General features: G+C 63.9%; 17 protein-coding genes. 8 read left to right on the top strand and 9 right to left on the bottom strand.

The genetic code is table 11. From position 1 onward, the window contains the following. Positions 1 to 120: 120 nt before the first annotated feature. Positions 121 to 579, bottom strand: coding sequence for an SRPBCC family protein (locus tag ACQ5BM_RS07580; RefSeq protein ID WP_429809725.1), 459 nt, complete (start codon positions 577 to 579; stop codon positions 121 to 123). A 146-nt stretch (positions 580 to 725) separates the two neighbouring features. On the opposite strand from ACQ5BM_RS07580, the gene ACQ5BM_RS07575 reads away from it, so the two are divergent. After that, complete coding sequence (locus tag ACQ5BM_RS07575; protein WP_429809723.1) at positions 726 to 1,784, top strand: adenylate/guanylate cyclase domain-containing protein; 1,059 nt, start codon at positions 726 to 728, stop codon at positions 1,782 to 1,784. Here ACQ5BM_RS07575 and ACQ5BM_RS07570 read toward each other — a convergent pair. Beyond that, a complete protein-coding gene (locus ACQ5BM_RS07570) occupies positions 1,765 to 2,784 on the bottom strand; it encodes an AraC family transcriptional regulator (protein ID WP_429809721.1) in 1,020 nt (339 codons plus the stop codon). The genes ACQ5BM_RS07575 and ACQ5BM_RS07570 overlap by 20 nt on opposite strands. A gap of 54 nt (positions 2,785 to 2,838) precedes the next feature. On the opposite strand from ACQ5BM_RS07570, the gene ACQ5BM_RS07565 reads away from it, so the two are divergent. From ACQ5BM_RS07565 to fabF, 4 genes are all read left to right on the top strand, one after another. Then, positions 2,839 to 3,852 carry an oxidoreductase gene (locus ACQ5BM_RS07565; protein WP_429809720.1) on the top strand — a complete coding sequence of 338 codons (1,014 nt, stop codon included), beginning with the start codon at positions 2,839 to 2,841 and terminating at the stop codon, positions 3,850 to 3,852. A gap of 117 nt (positions 3,853 to 3,969) precedes the next feature. Then, the gene (locus tag ACQ5BM_RS07560; protein ID WP_429809718.1) at positions 3,970 to 4,575 is read left to right on the top strand and encodes a TetR/AcrR family transcriptional regulator; all 606 of its coding nucleotides are present in this window, start codon (positions 3,970 to 3,972) and stop codon (positions 4,573 to 4,575) included. Positions 4,576 to 4,620: 45 nt separating this feature from the next. Then, positions 4,621 to 5,814 (top strand): acetyl-CoA C-acyltransferase, encoded by a 1,194-nt coding sequence (locus ACQ5BM_RS07555; protein WP_429809716.1) that lies wholly within the window; start codon positions 4,621 to 4,623, stop codon positions 5,812 to 5,814. Positions 5,815 to 5,941: 127 nt separating this feature from the next. After that, positions 5,942 to 7,210, top strand: a complete 1,269-nt coding sequence (gene fabF / locus ACQ5BM_RS07550; RefSeq protein ID WP_429809715.1) for a beta-ketoacyl-ACP synthase II — start codon at positions 5,942 to 5,944, stop codon at positions 7,208 to 7,210. A 24-nt stretch (positions 7,211 to 7,234) separates the two neighbouring features. Here the strand turns inward: fabF and ACQ5BM_RS07545 are convergent, their stop codons facing one another. Continuing rightward, positions 7,235 to 7,690 carry an Lrp/AsnC family transcriptional regulator gene (locus ACQ5BM_RS07545; protein ID WP_173518946.1) on the bottom strand — a complete coding sequence of 152 codons (456 nt, stop codon included), beginning with the start codon at positions 7,688 to 7,690 and terminating at the stop codon, positions 7,235 to 7,237. Between the two features lie 116 nt (positions 7,691 to 7,806). Between ACQ5BM_RS07545 and ACQ5BM_RS07540 the strand changes: the two genes are divergently transcribed. Both ACQ5BM_RS07540 and ACQ5BM_RS07535 read left to right on the top strand, forming a co-directional pair. Further along, a complete protein-coding gene (locus ACQ5BM_RS07540) occupies positions 7,807 to 8,718 on the top strand; it encodes a DMT family transporter (protein ID WP_429809713.1) in 912 nt (303 codons plus the stop codon). A 25-nt stretch (positions 8,719 to 8,743) separates the two neighbouring features. Beyond that, the gene (locus ACQ5BM_RS07535) at positions 8,744 to 9,949 is read left to right on the top strand and encodes an aromatic amino acid transaminase (protein WP_429809711.1); all 1,206 of its coding nucleotides are present in this window, start codon (positions 8,744 to 8,746) and stop codon (positions 9,947 to 9,949) included. A 59-nt stretch (positions 9,950 to 10,008) separates the two neighbouring features. On the opposite strand, the gene ACQ5BM_RS07530 is transcribed toward ACQ5BM_RS07535, so the two are convergent. Continuing rightward, positions 10,009 to 10,491, bottom strand: a complete 483-nt coding sequence (locus tag ACQ5BM_RS07530; RefSeq protein ID WP_429809709.1) for a methyltransferase family protein — start codon at positions 10,489 to 10,491, stop codon at positions 10,009 to 10,011. A 156-nt stretch (positions 10,492 to 10,647) separates the two neighbouring features. Here ACQ5BM_RS07530 and ACQ5BM_RS07525 point away from each other — a divergent pair, with 156 nt between their 5' ends. Then, entirely contained in the window at positions 10,648 to 11,073 is a 426-nt protein-coding gene (locus ACQ5BM_RS07525; RefSeq protein WP_429809707.1) for an OsmC family protein, read from the top strand. 66 nt (positions 11,074 to 11,139) lie between these two features. Here ACQ5BM_RS07525 and ACQ5BM_RS07520 read toward each other — a convergent pair whose 3' ends face one another. The 5 genes from ACQ5BM_RS07520 to ACQ5BM_RS07500 form a co-directional block, all read right to left on the bottom strand. Continuing rightward, positions 11,140 to 11,520, bottom strand: a complete 381-nt coding sequence (locus ACQ5BM_RS07520) for a VOC family protein (RefSeq protein WP_429809706.1) — start codon at positions 11,518 to 11,520, stop codon at positions 11,140 to 11,142. Positions 11,521 to 11,783: 263 nt separating this feature from the next. Further along, positions 11,784 to 12,755: an aldo/keto reductase gene (locus ACQ5BM_RS07515; RefSeq protein WP_429809704.1), complete on the bottom strand. Its 972-nt coding sequence runs from the start codon at positions 12,753 to 12,755 to the stop codon at positions 11,784 to 11,786. A 119-nt stretch (positions 12,756 to 12,874) separates the two neighbouring features. Then, the gene (locus ACQ5BM_RS07510; RefSeq protein ID WP_429809703.1) at positions 12,875 to 13,291 is read right to left on the bottom strand and encodes a hypothetical protein; all 417 of its coding nucleotides are present in this window, start codon (positions 13,289 to 13,291) and stop codon (positions 12,875 to 12,877) included. Positions 13,292 to 13,788: 497 nt separating this feature from the next. After that, on the bottom strand, positions 13,789 to 15,129 hold the full coding sequence (locus ACQ5BM_RS07505) for an HlyD family type I secretion periplasmic adaptor subunit (protein ID WP_429809701.1): 1,341 nt from the start codon (positions 15,127 to 15,129) through the stop codon (positions 13,789 to 13,791). Between the two features lie 6 nt (positions 15,130 to 15,135). After that, the gene (locus tag ACQ5BM_RS07500; protein WP_429809700.1) at positions 15,136 to 17,424 is read right to left on the bottom strand and encodes a type I secretion system permease/ATPase; all 2,289 of its coding nucleotides are present in this window, start codon (positions 17,422 to 17,424) and stop codon (positions 15,136 to 15,138) included. Positions 17,425 to 17,450: the final 26 nt, after the last annotated feature.

The following is a 17,450-nucleotide window of genomic DNA, read 5'->3' as shown; positions in this document are numbered from 1 at the left end:
TGATTTGCTGCATGTCTTCGTCCTTAAATCGAGGTCGATTTAAGGAGACATGCAGTACGCGTCGGCGGCGGATGTCACGCCGGATGCGCTTTTGCCGATGTGTCTGATCGGGGAGAGTGGTCAGCTGCTGCCGCCGTCGCGGCCGAGCCATGGATCCGGCCCGGGATCTCGCCCCGACGCGACCTGCCCCAAGCGCTCCAGATAGTGCGCCCAACCTTCCGCATGGCCGGCGCATTGCTCGGAATTGGGCAATCCCGTGTGGGTGAGACGCAGCAACGTTCCATCCGGTTGTTCGATCAGGTCGATCTCGACCAGACTGGAACCGGGCGGGACGATGTCGCTGCCCTCCCAGCCGAAGCTGTAGGCGAGCCGATGCACCGGCACCACCTCACGGAAGGATCCGCGAGCAAACCGAGCGCCGGTCACGTTGACGAGGTAGAGACCGCCGGGCTCCGCCTTGGTATCGGCTTCCGTTCCCATCCAGCGGAGGATCTTCTCCGGATCGGTCAGGAGAGCGAAGACGGCGGCAGGCGGTGCCTGAATATGCGTTTCGCGGCGGACGACGAGGGCTTCCTGCATCGGTCTTCCCTTTGCTGTTTGGCCTGCCCGCCGGTTCTTAAGAGAGGAAGCACGGAACCCGGGCTGCTGCGATCATAGACCCGCGCGGCCAATGGCGCCACCGGTATGGCTCTTGCCCGAACGGGTCCCGGCGCTATCATTCCGGCATGGATTTGTCCGCACCCCTCGCCTGGCTGGTGGATGAAGCGAGCGCCGCGCCTGAACCGGACCGTTTCCTGGCGCAGCTTGGACGTCTGCTTGTCGCCGACGAACTGCCGCTTGCCGGCGGTGCGCTCACCCTTTCCGTGCCGCACCCGATCATCGCTCGCCGTAGCTGGTTGTGGCGGGCAGAGACTGGCGTGGTGATCGAGAGCCTGGGCTTTGCGGGTGCAGTCTCCGATCGGGCAGGTCAAGATTGGCTGACCGGGCTGGGGCCGGTGCTGGAACAATCGACCGGTTCGGGAACGGAGCGGGCGATGCTCGGCTGGGCCGGCACCCGCCCTTTCGACCCGGCCGAGACGGCAAAGCTTCGTCAGGTCGCCCGCTTCGCCGCTGCCCCCTTGGCCGCTCTTGTCGAGCGGGCAGCGCTCGCTGCGCTGCTCGAAGCCTATCTCGGCCGCCGCAGCGCCGCCCGCGTCCGGGCCGGGGCGCTCACCCGCGGAACCGGGGAAACCATTCGCGCAGTATTGTTTTACGCCGACCTGCGCAATTTCACCGTTCTGTCCGAAGCGACGGAACCCGCTTTGGTGATCGCGGCACTCGACGCCTGGTTCGATCGCGTGGCCGGCGCGATCCATGCCTTCGGCGGCGAGGTGCTGAAATTCATCGGCGATGGCGTCCTGGCGATTTTTCCGGTCACTGGTTCGCCGACCGAAGCCTGTGATGCGGCTTTGCGCGCGGTCACGGCCGCTCGCGCCGGCATGGCGCATCTCGATCAGACGCGGCAGGCCGAGGGTCTGGCGCCGCTCTCCTTCGGCGTGGCCCTGCATCTCGGCGACATTCTCTGGGGCAACATCGGCGCAGCCGACCGGCTCGATTTCACCGCCATCGGTTCGGCAGTCAATCTCGTCAGCCGCCTAGAGGGGTTGTGCCGGCCGCTCGGCCGGCCTGTGCTGGTCTCTGGCGCCGTCGCCGCAGCGACTTCGACGCCGCTCCTGCCGCTCGGCGATCACACCTTGCGCGGCATCGCGACACCTTGCGCCGTCTTCACCCTGCCGGATGCGTAGGGCCATCGTTGGGCTGCCGGTCAGAGCGCGCTCGGCGAGAGTTGACCAAACCGCCAGCGTTGTTCGTGCGCTGCCGCGGCGAGCGGCCCATGATACGTTTGAACGCAGTGCTGAAGGCGGCTTCCGAGGCGTAGCCGACTGACTGCGCGACCATTGCCACCGACTGGCCACCATCCTGTAGCTTTCGCTCTGCCAGCCGCATGCGCCATTCGGCGAGATAGCCGAGCGGGGCGATGCCTGCGACGGTCTTGAAATAGGTGGCAAAGGCCGTACGCGACATTGCCGCGGCGCGCGCCAACTCCGGCAAGTGCCAGTTGCGGGTCGGGTCGCCATGCATCAGTAAGAGCGCCGGCGCCAGCTTGGGATCGCAGGCGGCACGCAGCCAGCCGACATCGACGCCGCGCTCACGTGAAAGGTACCCCCTGAGGATCTGCAGAAACATCAGATGGGCGAGGCCCGTGCGCGCGGCATCCGCGCCGGGTGTGCTCTCCATCGTTTCCTGCACCAGTTCCCGGATCAGCCATTGCAGTTGACCCGCCCCGGCATCGTCGCTTTGCAGGTGAATAACCAGCGGCAGATTGTCGACGAGCAGCCGGCTGCTCGCAGTGCCGAGGTCGATATGGCCGCCCATGAACAGGAAATCCTCGCCCTGCCCCAGCGACGCCATGCGCTTGCCTTCGGTATAGAGATCACAGGCATCGATGGGGGAAATCCCCTCTGCGCTGGCAATCGTAAACGGAGCCGCTGCCGAAAGCAGCACGACGTCGCCGGCAGCAAGCTGCAACGGATCGCCGAGGCCATCGACAGCAAGCAGGCAGGCCCCGCGGGCAATGGCGAAGAACTTGATCTTTTCCGGCGGCGGAAAGCGGATAGCCCAATCGCCGCCGGCACTGAAACCGCCGGCATAGACCGCTCGGGCTTCGATCAGCGACAGGATGGAGGAAAGCGGATCTCGGTCCATTTCTGAACTATGGCGAAAGAACTGCGGATTCTCAAGCATTCATAATTCGTGGGATGATGAATATCTCCAGGGCGCATCAACTGGAGACCCACCATGTCCATCTTGCAAGAGCCCATCAACTCCGGCTTCACCGCCGCCTCGACCACATCGGATGTCATCCGCGGCATCGACCTCACCGGCAAGATCGCCATCGTCACGGGCGGCTATTCCGGCCTTGGCCTCGAGACTGTACGAACCTTTGCGCAGGCTGGCGCCAAAGTGGTCGTGCCGGCTCGCGACGTCGAACGCGCCCGCAAGTCGATCGCAGAGGTTGCAGCCGGGATAGAAGTGCGACCGTTGAACCTAACCGATCCGGCCTCGATCGACTCTTTCGCTGACGATTTCCTTGCCTCCGGCCTGCCGCTCCATATCCTCGTCAACAGCGCCGGTATCATGGCCGTCGATGAACTGACGCGTGACGCGCGCGGCAACGAACTGCAATTCTCTACGAACCATCTCGGCCATTTCCAACTGGTTGCGCGGCTCTGGCCGGCGATGCGGCGGGCACAAGGCGCGCGCGTCGTTTCCGTATCTTCCGCCGGGCACCGCTTTTCGCCCGTGATGTTCGACGATATCAATTTCGAGCGCCGCGCCTATGATCCGTGGCTCGCCTACGGCCAGTCGAAAACGGCGAATGTTCTCTTTGCCACGGCGCTCGACGCACGCGGCAAGGGTCACGGGATTCGTGCCTTCTCCCTGCATCCGGGCGGCATCGTCGGAACCGGGCTGACCCGCCATCTCTCGGTCGAGACTTTGCAGGCGCACGGTGCGCTGGACGACAAGGGCGAACCGATCCTCGACCCGTCGCGCGACCTGAAGACGCCGGCGCAAGGGGCCGCCACCCAGGTCTGGTGCGCGACCAGCCCGCAGCTTGACGGCAAGGGCGGGGTGTTCTGCCTGGACTCTGATATCGCCCCGCAGCTTCCCCCGAACACACCCTGGTCGATCGCGCGCCATACGACATCTGCCCGCCTCTCCGGTGTCGAGGCCTATGCCGTCGATCGAGGGGCAGCCGAGCGGCTCTGGTTCATTAGCGAGACGATGACCGGTGTGCGGCTAGGCGCCTGAAGCGCCCTCGGCGGCCACTCAAGCGGCCGTTGAGATTGCGATCACCATCTATGCTTGACGAATAGATGGTGATCGCAATATATTCTGGCTGTCGCATTTTCCTGAAGGGAGCAGGCCATGAGAGTGAGCCGCGCACAGGCGGAGGAAAACCGCCGAACGGTCATCGACGTCGCCAGTCGCCTCTTTCGGGAGAAAGGCTTCGACGGCATCGGCCTGAACGACCTGATGAAGGGCGCCGGCCTGACCCAAGGCGGCTTCTACAAGCAATTCGAATCCAAGGACGACCTCATCGTCCAGGCCTCCTCCAAGGCCTTGGAGAAGGGCGTGGCGAACTGGACCGGGGTCGTCTCCAAAGCGGTCAGCAAACCGCTTCGCGCCCTGCTCCGCTTCTACCTGTCGGATGCGCACCGCCATGAAAAGGCGGACGGATGCGCCTTGGCAGCGCTCGCGCCGGAGGCTGCCCGCCGCGGCAAGGCCCTTCGCCAGGTTTTCGAGGCCGGCGTCGAAAGCCATCTCGATATTCTCGATGGCATGATGACGCCTGCGCCGGGACAGGAGGCGCGTGACCAATCGATCGTCGCGCTCTCGACCATGGTCGGTGCACTGATGCTGTCTCGGGCCGTCGACGACGCGCAACTCTCCAATAGGTTCCTGAAGGCGGCCACGGACCATCTGTTTCCGGAACCCTCTACCGGGGACGCGTCCCAACATCTGCCTCAGTGAGCGGCGGGCACCGCACCGTCATTTTCCAGCCGGAAAGGTTTCGACATGTCCAGTCTCATTGATCCGATCGTCATCGTATCGGCGGTGCGCACGCCGCTTGGCCGCATTCTTGGCGATCTGGCACCGGCCCAGGCGAGCATACTTGGCGCCCACGTCATTCGCGCCGCACTTGAACGGGCACAACTCTCGCCCGATCGGCCGGACGAGGTGTTGATGGGTTGCGTGCTTCCCGCTGGCCAGGGACAGGCACCGGCCAGGCAGGCCGCCCGCCACGCCGGCCTGCCCGATGCCGTCGGCGCCACCACGATCAACAAGGTCTGCGGTTCCGGCATGAAGGCGACCATGCTGGCACATGATCTCATTCTCGCCGGATCGATCGATGTCGCGGTCGCCGGCGGCATGGAGTCTATGTCGAACGCGCCCTATCTGCTCCCCAAGGCGCGGGCCGGCTATCGCGCCGGGCACGACCGGATCTTCGACCACATGATGCTCGATGGCTTGGAAGATGCCTATGAGCCCGGCCGGCCGATGGGCGATTTCGGCGAGGCGGCGGCCGAAGCCTATGGGTTTAGCCGCGCGGATCAGGACGCCTATGCGGTTGAGACGCTGACACGTGCCCGCGCCGCGATCGAAACCGGTGCCTTTGCCGACGAGATCGCACCGATCATCGTCGCTGCCAAGGGGGCAGACAAGGTCATCGACAGCGACGAACATCCGCTGAAAGTGTCGCCCGAAAAGATCCCGAACCTGAAACCCGCCTTTCGCGCCAATGGCACGATCACGGCCGCCAGCGCGTCGGCCAATGCCGATGGCGCTGCCGCTCTCGTCCTGACCCGCCGCTCGATCGCCGAGCGCGAAGGCATGCCGATCCTTGCTGAAATCAGGGCGCATGCGACGCATAGTCAGGAACCCGCCTGGTACACCACTGCGCCTATTCCCGCGATCCGCAAGCTATTGGAAAAGACCGGCTGGAGCGTCGATGACGTTGATCTCTTCGAAATCAACGAAGCCTTCGCCGTCGTCGCCATGGCCGCGGCCAAGGACCTTGGCATCGCCCGCGACCGGCTGAACGTCAATGGCGGCGCCTGCGCGCTCGGTCATCCGATCGGTGCCACCGGCGCGCGGCTGATCGTGACCCTGCTTCACGCCTTGGCACGCCGGGGGCTTTCGAAAGGCGTCGCGGCCCTGTGTATCGGCGGCGGTGAGGCCACTGCGATCGCCATCGAGCGCCCACGCTGAGAGCACTGAGGATCAAAAGGGGCATCCGCGCTGCTGCACGCCCGTTGCGCCCCGCATACCAGAGCAATTTCGCAACAACACGAATGGTTTTCCGTTCGGGCTGTGTAAACCTAGGTCAGGAGAATAGATGCGTCGCATCGTCGTAACAGGAATGGGGGCCATCAGCCCTTTGGCAGCGGGCGTAGAGGCAAGCTGGTCGCGGCTTCTTGCCGGACACTCGGGGCTTCGGCGTCTGCCGGATGAGGTCGTCGCGGACCTTGGCAGCAAGATCGGCGGGACGGTGCCCACCCTTGCCGACGACGCCGCCGCTGGCTTCGATCCCGATCGGATCGTTCCGCCGAAGGATCAGCGCAAGATGGACCGCTTTATCCTGCTGGCGCTGGCGGCGGCGGAAGAGGCAATCGAGCAGTCCGGCTGGAGGCCTGCAAGCGCGATCGAACAGCAGCGCACGGCCACGGTGATCGCGTCCGGCATCGGCGGCTTCCCGGCAATCTCGGAGGCGGTCCGCACGGTCGACCAGCGCGGTGTGCGGCGGCTCTCGCCCTTCACCGTGCCCTCGTTTCTCGTGAACCTCGCCGCCGGCCAGGTTTCGATCCGTCACGGTTTCAAAGGGCCGATCGGCGCGCCGGTAACAGCCTGCGCCGCAGGTGTCCAGGCAATCGGCGATGCGGCCCGGATGATCCGCGCTGACGAGGCGGATATCGCGATCTGCGGCGGGGCGGAAGCCTGCATCAACACCATCAGCCTCGGCGGCTTCGCCGCCGCTCGCTCCCTGTCGACCGGATTCAACGAGACGCCTCATCGCGCCTCGCGACCGTTCGATGTCGATCGCGACGGCTTCGTCATGGGTGAAGGCGCCGGCATCGTCGTGATCGAGGCGCTGGAGCACGCATTGGCGCGCGGCGCGACGCCGATCGCCGAACTCGTCGGCTATGGCACGACGGCCGATGCCCACCACATCACCTCGGGCCCGGAGGACGGTGCGGGTGCCCGGCGAGCCATGGAGATCGCCATTGCCCAGGCCGGCATTCGGCCAGGCGATATCCGTCACCTCAATGCCCATGCCACATCGACGCCCGTCGGCGACAGGGGCGAAATCGAGGCGATCAAATCGGTCTTCGGCCGCAACGGAGAAATCGCCGTCAGCGCGACGAAATCCGCGACCGGACATCTGCTGGGCGCAGCCGGTGGTCTGGAGGCAGTCTTTACCGTGCTTGCGCTGCGCGACCAGACGGTGCCGCCGACGCTCAACCTTGAAACGCCGGATCCGGCTGCCGACGGCATCGACATCGTCTCTGGGGCGGCACGAAAGATGCCGCTCGATCATGCCATCTCCAACGGCTTCGGGTTCGGTGGCGTCAACGCCAGCGTCATCTTCCGGCGCTGGGCGGCGTGACGAGGCCCGGCACTCGTTGGCCGCTCACAGACGCGGAAAGACGGTCGCGCGCTTGACCGTGCCATAGGCAAAGCTCGTATCGATCGCCGCAATGCCCTCGATGTTGTGCAACTGCGTGCGGACGAACTGTTCGTAATCCTTGAGGCTTGTCACCAGGACACGCAGCAGGTAGTCCGCCTCGCCGGTCATGACGTAACAATCCTGGATGTTGTCGATTGTTCTCACCTTGCGTTCGAAGGCGGCGACGGAGGCTTCGGAGTGGCGCTCCAGGCGGATGCGGACGAAGGCCGTGATCGGCAGACCATAGGCCTCCTCATCGACGATCGCCGTATAGCCCTTGATGATCTTCGCCTCCTCGAGCAAACGCAGCCGCCTGAGGCACGGCGACGGCGACAGCGCGACCTTCTCGGAAAGGTCCTGATTGGAAAGGCGGCCGTCCTTCTGCAGCGCCCAGATGATCTGCCTGTCCTTTTCGTCCATTCACCCCTCCCAGTTGGCAGATTCTGCCAAAATCCATGTGCTTGGCCAGTGAAATAGCAAGAAATCGACAGCCTGAGAAGCATATCATGTGAGCCATCCAGACAGCGAGGCTCCGCATGACCGATGTGACGTCAGATTTCCAGCAATCGAGAACCGGATGGCTGACACCAACGGCAACCGGCTACGTCGTGCTCTCCATCGTCGTCTTGGTCTGGGCGGGTTTTGCGCTGACCATGCGGGCGATCGGGGCGTCGCCGCTCGCCACCGCCGACGTTGCCGTCATCCGCTTCGCGATCCCCATCATCGCTTTGCTGCCAGCTATCCCTCAGCGGCTCTCTGCCCTTCGCCAGGTCAAGCTCCGGGATGCGGCTCTGGTCTTGCTTGGCGGCGTGCCGTTCTTCTTCATCGTCTCCGAGGGCGCCAAGGCGACATCCGCGGCCTATGTCGGCGCGCTGGTTGCCGGAACGACGCCGCTTTCCGTTGCCTTGCTCGCGCTTCTGCTCGAGCGAAAAAGCATTGCGAGGAAGCGCTGGCTGCCACTCGCGCTGATCCTTGCCGGCGTCATCGGCATCGTCGCCGGGCAGCAGCATGCGGTAACGACCGAGACACTGCGCGGCGTCGGGCTGCTGCTGATCGCGAGCCTTATCTGGGGCGCCTATACGATCGGCCTTCGCCGCACCGGCGTGGATGCGATCAGCAACGGTCTGCTGCTCTCCATCGGCTCGCTCGTCATCCTCGTCCCGCTGCTCTTCACGGGCGCCGTCACCACGCATATCGGGCAATTTTCGTGGCACCAGGCCCTGCCCTTCATCCTGGTCCAGGGGCTCGGCGTCGGTCTCGTCTCGACCGTCGGCTACGCCTTTGCGATCTCGCGGCTCGGCGCCGCCAGAAGCGCGACGCTCGGCTCACTCGCACCGGCGCTTGCAAGCCTGATGGCCATTCCGATCCTCGGCGAGGGCCTCGCGCTCGCGACCGCCGTCGGCATCCTGGTCATCACCACAGGCGTGATCCTGGCAAACCGCCATTAATTTCAAGAACGACAGGAACCCAAGCATGCTCGCTGCTCTGCCAATCGCCGACCCCGATCCGTTGTGGGCCCTCATCAACGCATTCCGACAGGATCGCCGCGGCGACAAGATCGACCTCGTCGTCGGGGTCTATCGCGATGCTTCGGGCCAAACTCCGGTGATGCGAGCCGTGCAGGACGCCGAGGCGCGCCTCGCTTCCGCCGCTGCCTCCAAAACCTACAGGGCACTCTCCGGGAACCTGGCGTTCAACGATGGAATGTCGAGACTCCTTCTCGGTGAGGGCGCCGAGGCGCTCGACCGTCAATGCACGATCCAGACGGTTGGTGGCACTGGCGCGCTTCGCGTGCTCGCCGATTTCATCGCGCTCGTCTCGCCGCACGCGACGGTCTGGAACACCAATCCCGGCTATGTGAACCACCGCCCGATCATGACCGCCGCGGGCCTGATCGTGCGGGCGTTCCGTTGGCAGGAGAACGAGACCGGCCTCGATATGAACGCGGTCGTCGCAGATCTCGAGGAAGCCCGCCGGGGTGACGTGGTTCTCCTCCATGGCTGCTGCCACAATCCCACCGGTATCGATCCGACATCAGAGCAGTGGCGCCGGCTTGCCATCTTCTGCAAGGAGAGAGGACTGATCCCCCTTATCGACATGGCCTATCAGGGCTTCGGCGACGGGATCGAACAGGATGCCGCGGGCTTGCGCCATTTCGCTCAAGAACTCGACACGGTGCTCGTCGCGGCAAGTTGCTCCAAGAACATGGGCCTTTACTGCGAACGGACCGGTGCGGCGATGGTGATCGCGCCAGAGAGAAACCTGCTCGGCAACATTCGTGCCACACTGGAGCGGATCACGCGAGCCAACTATTCCATGCCGCCGGAGCACGGCGCCGCTATTGCCGCGCACCTCTTCGAAAGCCCCGGAATGTGGCTTTCCGAACTGGAGGCAAGCCGCCGGCGCGTCGCCGAGGTCCGCCGCGACCTCACCGCGGCGCTCGCTCGCTGCGGCGCTCCGGAGACGTTCCAGGCATTGCGCCGTCAAAAAGGCATGTTCTCGCTGCTGCCGCTCGACCAGCGCCAGATGAACCGGCTCCGCGAGGATTTCGGTGTCTATGGAACCGCGAGTGGTCGCATCAACATTGCCGGGCTGTTGCCTCGCGACATCGAGCGACTGGCCGAAGCCCTCCGGGCGGTTTCAAGCTCTCCGTACCTGGTTCACGCTCGAGCGGGATGAGGAAACTGCGTGCGGTTTCCGCTCGCATCCCTCCCCTCTCACTGATCGTCGTGATTTAGCTAGAGCCAGCGCCTGACACGTCCCTTATAAGCGCGATAGACATCACCGAACTTGCGCTCGAGATAGGCTTCCTCGCGGGCGACGACGCCATAGCGGATGACAAGGTAGAAGGGGAGCAGCAGGATCAGCAGCCACAGGCTGTCGAAGACGATGGAAAAGCCGACCAAGCCGAGGAACATGCCCGTATAGATCGGGTTGCGCGTGAAGCGGTAAGGCCCGGCTTCAACGATCGTGGTGGTCGGCCGGTCGATCTGGATCTCGGTTCCCGCCCGCCCGAAGGTCATGGCTGACCAGATCAGCAGTGCCAGACCGGCGAGAAAAACGATGCCACCGACCACAACTCCGGGCACCGCGTCGGGCACAAACGGCAGCGGGTAGAGGCGGTCAAGGACGAGGCCGCCACCCACCGCCAACACCCAGGCGATCGGCGGATGGACCACCGCGCCGGAACTGTCAGCCGATTTTCCGGTCGTCTCGTTCATCCGACTGATCCTCACCCTGTTCACGTGCAAATGAACTCAGGCTCCATTTTAGCGGAAGCGGGCCATTTGCGAAAATCCTTCGAGACGTTATGTGAACTGGAGATCATCGACCCCCTGGTCCATGATCCGGGCAATTGCTGCAACGGGACGAGACACATGAAAGCACGCGTCAAATGGGTGGAAGACCGGACCTTCGTCGGAGAGTCTGGAAGCGGCCACAAAGTCGTATTGGGAACCGCCTTCGGTGAAGAAGGGCGCACGCCGGGGCCGAGCCCCATGGAGATGGTGCTGATCGGCACGGGCGGCTGCTCGGCCTATGATGTCGTCCATATCCTCGAAAAGGGCCGCGAACCGGTTGAGGACTGCGTGGTGGAACTCGATGCGGATCGCGCCGAGACGGAACCCCGCGTCTTCACCCGCATTCACATGCACTTCATCGTCAAGGGGCGCGGGCTGGCGGTCCACAAGGTCGAACGCGCCATCTCCCTCTCGATCGAAAAATACTGCTCGGCCTCGGCCATGCTCGCCAAGACCGCGACAATCACGCACGATTTTGAAGTGGTCGACACCAGCGCCGGCTGAGACCCAACCCACCACTCGCATCCAGCGGTACGCGTGGCATCAACGAACGTGCTCAGGGCGCGAAAGTCATCGGCCCGCTGGCTGAAACAGTTCGACGACATTTCCGGAGGGGTCGATCAGCAGGATCTGCGCCCCTCCGGGACCGGTGAGGATGTCGTTGCGAAACGTGACGCCGGCGTGGCGCAGCCGTTCCACTTCGGCCTTGAGGTCGTCGACAATCAGATGGATGCGGTTCCAGCCGCCAGGCCCCGGCTTCTCTCCGTCCGGCATCGGCCTGCCCGCAGAACTTGTCGGCCCGCTGAGCAGGAGCCGCAACGCACCGCGCTGGACATCCGCGAAGGCCGGCGCGTGATTTGACAGAACCGAAAAGCCGAGATGGGTCGTGTACCAGGCGATCGCCGCCTCTACGTCGTCGACCATGTAGCGGACATTGACTGTTTCCGACATTGCCTTTCCTCCAACGGAGCTCGGCCGATGCGGCTCCCTCGCGACGGCCAGCGCTTATTCCGGTAATCCCAGAAGCCTCACGCCTCCAATATGCAGCGCAAGCAGCATCGCGTCCCTATCTGGCGACGCGAGAACGGTTTCAGCGGCGCGACGCACGCCCTCCAGGCGGCCGAGTTGCGGCGAGCAATCGGCAGGCCGAACCAAGATCGATCCAGCCGCCGCGCCACTCTCCGATCCTCGGCTAGGCGGGCGAAACAGGCCGCTCAATCCCGGTAGAAGTTGCGCCGCCAGCGATGGGCGCTCAGCTTTGCGCGCTGAGCATCCGGCAAGCCCAGGCCGTCGCCGATGGCGCAATTGCGCTCGACGTTGCGCACCGAGCGCATGCCGGGAATGACTGTCGATACCGCGGGGTGGCTGAGAACGAAGCGCAGCGCCGTTTCGGCGAGCGCATCGGGCGCGATCTCCAGGTCTTCGACGATCTTCTGCGTGCGCTCCTCCACCTCGCGCTTGCGCTCGCCCCGGAAGTAGGTCTCGCGAAAATCCCCTTCGGGGAAGACGGTGTCGGCGCGGATCTGACCGGTCAGGCCGCCTTCGTCCAGCGCCACGCGAACAATGACGCCGACCTTGTGTTCAAGGCATGCGGGCAGCAGCTTTTCCTCCGGCGCCTGCTCGAAGATGTTGTAGATCACCTGTACGCTGTCGACCACGCCGGTCTCGATCAGCCTCAGCGCATTGTCGGGCTCATAGTCGTTGATCGAGACGCCGAAGTAGCGGATCTTGCCGTCACCCTTCAGCCGCTCGATCCCCTCCAGCCAGTCACCACGGCCGACCCATTCATCCGACCAGACATGGAACTGCTGAACGTCGATCGTCTCGACCCCGAGATTGCGCAAGCTCATCTCGGTACAGGCGATCACATGGTCGGCAGGAAAGGTCTGCTCGACCGGCGTGCCGGCGCGGGCAGGCCATTGCATATTCTTCGGCGGAATCTTGGTGGCGACATGGATCGTCTCCGACCGCTCACGCAGCAAAGCCCCGATCAGCCTCTCGCTGTGACCCTGGCCGTACCCGAGTGCGGTGTCGATGAAGTTCACGCCCAGATCGACCGCGCGGTTGAGGGCCCGGGCGGATTCATCGTCGCTCGCGCCCCGCCAATGGCTCTTGCCGATGCCCCAGGCACCATAGCCGATCTCGGATATGCGAAGGCCGCTACGGCCGAAGGTTCTATAGTACATGATGAGCTCGCTGGCGTTGGAAGGCGGGGTGTCGCCGGTTATCTAGGGTTCGGCCTTCCCGCGTCAACCGTCGCGGCACTGCAGAGATCGGGCAACGTCACCCGCACGCTTTCGTCGCCCTATGCGAGGAACCAGAAGAAGACTGCTGACAGGAAGATGAAGGCGAGCACCAGGCCGATGAACTGCCGCATCGCGTCGCTGGTATTATCGCCGAGCACGGCCAGCCAGACCGGCCCGCCGGAGCAGTCCTCGTCACGCATATCCTGGATGGAACCCAGCTTGCCAAGCTTGACCGCCGGACGGCTATAGTCGTGCGGAGACGGTTGGCGGCTGCGATCCGGTTCAAGGCTGGCATCAAGGTCGGGAGCTACCAGGCCGCCGTCGCCCGCGTCGACGACCTGCGCGCGCGGTTCTTCCTTTACCGCCCAGCTGCGCGCCTCAGCGCCTTGCGCCCGGCGAAGGCTCCCCGCGCCGTGGTGAAACGCCCATCGCGGTGATTTCAGTTCCACACTGGATTTCAATTGCCGGATAGACATTGGAACCTCCTTGATATTCAACCGTCCAGCCGGCGCTTTGTTCCGCAAAGTTGGAGAGCGCCATGCACCTGCCGTCGCTCCCGGTGCATATGCGCAAGGTGAGGTTTCCATCCGGCGAAAAACAAAAGAGCCCGCCGCGGGAGGAGCGGCAGGCTCTTTAGAAAACCGATCAGCAGCCCTGGGAGGAGGAGTGGCGCTGATCTCACAAACGACCTTTGGGAGGAGGAGAAGGTCGTTCGCCTGTCGAAGCTCTGCGGGAGGAGGTGCATCGCTTCGATGCTTTTGAATATATAGCGATCGCGCCCAAATCGTAGCGGGGATTTCGCAAGCCAGCCATGCGTCCTGCGCGCAACAGGTGACGCGGGGAGGCTGCACCATCGAAGCCTTCAAGGGTACCGGTTGCGAGGGCCTCTTCTATTGCTTCGCCGCGAATTGAAGCTACGGCCTGTATCTCAGGCGATTGGCACGCTCCGCGGACGACCGTCGAAAGGCCACGATCAGTTTTCCATGAAGGCGCGGGCCATGCTGTCGCGGATCGGTTTCGTAAGATAATCGAAGAAGGTCCGTTCGGCCGTCTGGATGAGGATTTCGGCCGGCATGCCCGGCGTCACGGCAAAGTTATGGACCCGTGCGAGTTCACTGGCCGGCAGGCTGACGCGGGCTAGGTAAACCTCGCGCGTCCCGTCCTGCGTCTGCACGGGCAAGGCGTCGGCAGACACATAGAAGACCTGCCCGTTGAGAACTGGCGTCGTGCGCTGATTGAGCGCCGTCAGTCGCACGGTTGCCTTCTCGCCGACCTTGATATTGTCGATCTCGGTGCGCAGGACCTGTGCCTCGATGATGAGAGGCACGTCGGCCGGCAGGATTTCCATGATCGGCTTGCCGCTTTCGATGACGCCGCCTGATGTGTGGTAGTGCATCCTGATGACCGTCCCCGTCACCGGGGCGTTGATCGTGGCGCGGCGCAGCACGTTGGTAGCCCCGCGCAACTGCTCGCGCACTGTGTCCAGTTCGGCTTCAGCTTTCTGCAACTCGTCGAGAGCCGCCTCCTTGTAGCTCTCTTCCGTCTGGTTCACCTGCTGCTCCTGCTTCAGGATCTGTGCACCCGTTTCGGAGACTTCCGACATCAGCCGGCCGATCTGGCCTTCGGCATCGGCGATCGCCCGCTGGATGGTCTTGATCTCCGTCTTGCGGATCAGGTCTTTCGCCAGCAGCACTTTCTTACCGGCGTATTCCTCGTCGAGAAGGGCGCGCTGCTCGCGGACCGCCTTCAACTGCTCCTGGAAGCCTTCGGACCGGAATTCCAGGCTCTCGATGTTGCGCTTCAGCAGGCCGATATCGCTATCGAGCTTGCTTCTCCACGTCTGGAAATTGAGCTGCTGGCTTTGCACGATCGGCGCGATTTCCGGATCGTCCTTCAGGTGCGATATCAGAACATCGGGCAATGTGATCTCCTTGAGACCATGCGCCTGCGCATTGAGGCGGGCGACGATCGCCTCAAGCCTTGCCCGCCGCAGGAAGAACTGGCGCTCATTGGCGAGCGCGGCCGTCTCGTCGAGACGGATCAGCGGCTGGTCTGCCGTCACGCGATCGCCCTCGCTGACCAGGATCTCCTTGATGATCCCGCCTTCGAAATGCTGGATGACCTTGTTCTGGCCGGTGGCGACGAAGCTGCCTTGTGCGATGATCGCCGCCGCCAACGGTGCGGTAACGGCCCAGACACCGAAGCCGCCGAATGTGACGCCGATCAGCACGAAACCGATCAGCGTGTGTTGCCAAATGGAGCGCGGTACCTCCGCGTACCATGTCAGGTCCTGTACTTTGGCTACGTCCGTCATGATCGCCTACGGAAGTTGGGTCTGATCGAGTGGATTACCTTCGGTGTTCACCCCGCGCGCAGCGAGCGCCTTGAGAACATCCTGCCGATAGCCGAAGAGGGCCACGGTGCCGTTCACCAGCAGCAGGACCTTGTCGACGCTGTTGAGAAGCGCGGGGCGCTGCGTGATGGTGATGACCGTGATCTTCTCGCGCTTTGCATGCGCCAGCGCGCGCGTGAGCGCCGTTTCGCCTGACGTGTCCAGATTGGAATTGGGCTCGTCGAGCACGACCATGCGTGGATTGCCGAAGAAGGCGCGGGCCAGCGCGACGCGCTGCTTTTGGCCGCCCGAGAGCGGCGAACCGTCGGCCGCAACGACGGTCTCGTATCCATGGGGCAGCATGGCGATCATGTCGTGGACGTCGGCAAGCTTGGCGGCGGCGTAGATCTCCGCATCGGTGGCATCTTCACGCATGCGGGCGATATTGGCCTTGATCGTCCCCGGGAAAAGCTGCACGTCCTGCGGCAGGTACCCGATGCTCTCACCGAACTGACGCTGGTCCCAGTTCCTAAGGTCCATGAGATCGAGGCGGACATTGCCTGACGTCGGCAGGATCGAGCCGACCAGCATTTTTCCCAGCGTCGTCTTGCCGGCACCGGAACTGCCGATCACCGCAAGCGAATCGCCCGGCTCGAGCGCGAAGGTAATTCCGTTGAGCACGACCCGTTTGGTGCCCTGCGGAACGAAGAGCAGACGCTCGACGTCGAGGCGTCCTTCGGGCCGCGGCAGTTTCAGCCGCTCGAAATTGAGCGGAGACGTATGCAGCAGCGCCGAAATCCGCCCATAGGCGGCCCGGGCCTGGATCACCTGGTGCCAGCCCTCGATCGCCGCTTCGATGGGGCCGAGCGCGCGGCCGGCGATGATCGAGGCGGAGATTACCATGCCGCCCGTCAGCTGGCCGTGCAGAGCCAGGTTCGCACCCCAGCCGAGCATCGTCACCTGGGTAAGCAGCCGCACCGCCTTGGAGAGCGACGCGAAGGCGATGTTGCGGTCCTGTGCCAGAACCTGGGCCTTGAGCGAGCCGGCCATGTCCTTGCCCCAGATGTGGACGGCTTCGGGGATCATCGCCAGCGCATTGATGATCTGCGAATTGCGCGACATCGAATCCAGATGAAGGTTCGCCTTCGTCTGGTAGTTGGTCGCCTCCCCAAACCCGGCCGCGGTCGCCCGCTGGTTCAAGAGCGTCACGATCAGGAGAAGAATGGCCGAGGTAATGACGATCGCGCCGAGATGCGGATGGATGAGGAATACCGCCAGCACGAAGAAGGGCGCGATCGGCGCGTCGAGAAAGGAAAGCAGCGTTCCCGATACCAGGAAAGCGCGAAGCTGCTGCAGGTCGCCGAGCGTCTGATATTCACGCCCGTTGCTGTGAAGGGCGGCTCTTGCGGCGGCGCTCAGGATCGGCGCGCCGAGCTGGGCGGCAACCTCCACCGCCGTCCGCATCAGGATCATGCGGCGGATACCGTCGAAAATCGTCTGCAGCACCACCGCGCCGACGATCAGGGCCGTCAGCATCACCAGCGTGTCGATCGAGCGGCTGGTCAGTACGCGATCGGAAATCTGGAACAGATAAACCGGTATCGCGAGTACGAGGACGTTGGTGGCGATCGTGAACACCATAACGATCATCAGGTTCTGCCTGATCGCTTTGAGGCCGGCCTTGAGGCTCGCAGTGAAATCCACCGGCCCCAGGCGCTTGTGAAAGACGCTTGCGCCGCCGCCGTGACCGCCATTGCCGCTCGAAGAGCCGCCATCCTTGCCGGACGGTCGCACCTCTGCCTTGATCGGCCCGCGATCGCCATCGATCACGACCATGCCTGGCGGCGAGTTCCTCTCCTTCACTTCGGCCGCCGGCCAGACAACCGGTTGGTCGACATCGGGCTTACGCTGCTCTTGCGCTGGCCGCTGTTCCGCCGACATCCGATCACGCAGTGCCGAGAGCGTTTCTACGTTGGCCGGAATCTCGGCTTTCGGGGGGCAGGCGCGCTGTGCGACGCTGCCCATCTGCGCGGCATTGTTTGCCGGAGGCGCCGCATTTGTGGTCGTCGGTACGGGTTTGACTGGCTGGGGCACGATATTCGTCGGCGGTGGGGTCACGTGGGTGGCCGGAGGTGTCGAGCTTGCAGCCCTGGCGCCTGGACTCGCAACGGATGCCCCGCCGGGGTTTGCCCTGCCCTCATTTTCGCTGGCGTCGTTGGCCGCCGCTCTGCGCAGTTGCTCTGCGAACCCGTCGATCTCTTTTACGGCTCGGTCCAAGATGCTCTCCTGATGATCAAGTCCGC

Source organism: Ensifer sp. B1-9 (assembly GCF_050474445.1).
Lineage (GTDB): Bacteria > Pseudomonadota > Alphaproteobacteria > Rhizobiales > Rhizobiaceae > Ensifer.
The sequence above is the reverse complement of the archived record's forward strand: the minus strand, read 5'-3'. Positions and strand labels throughout refer to the sequence as shown.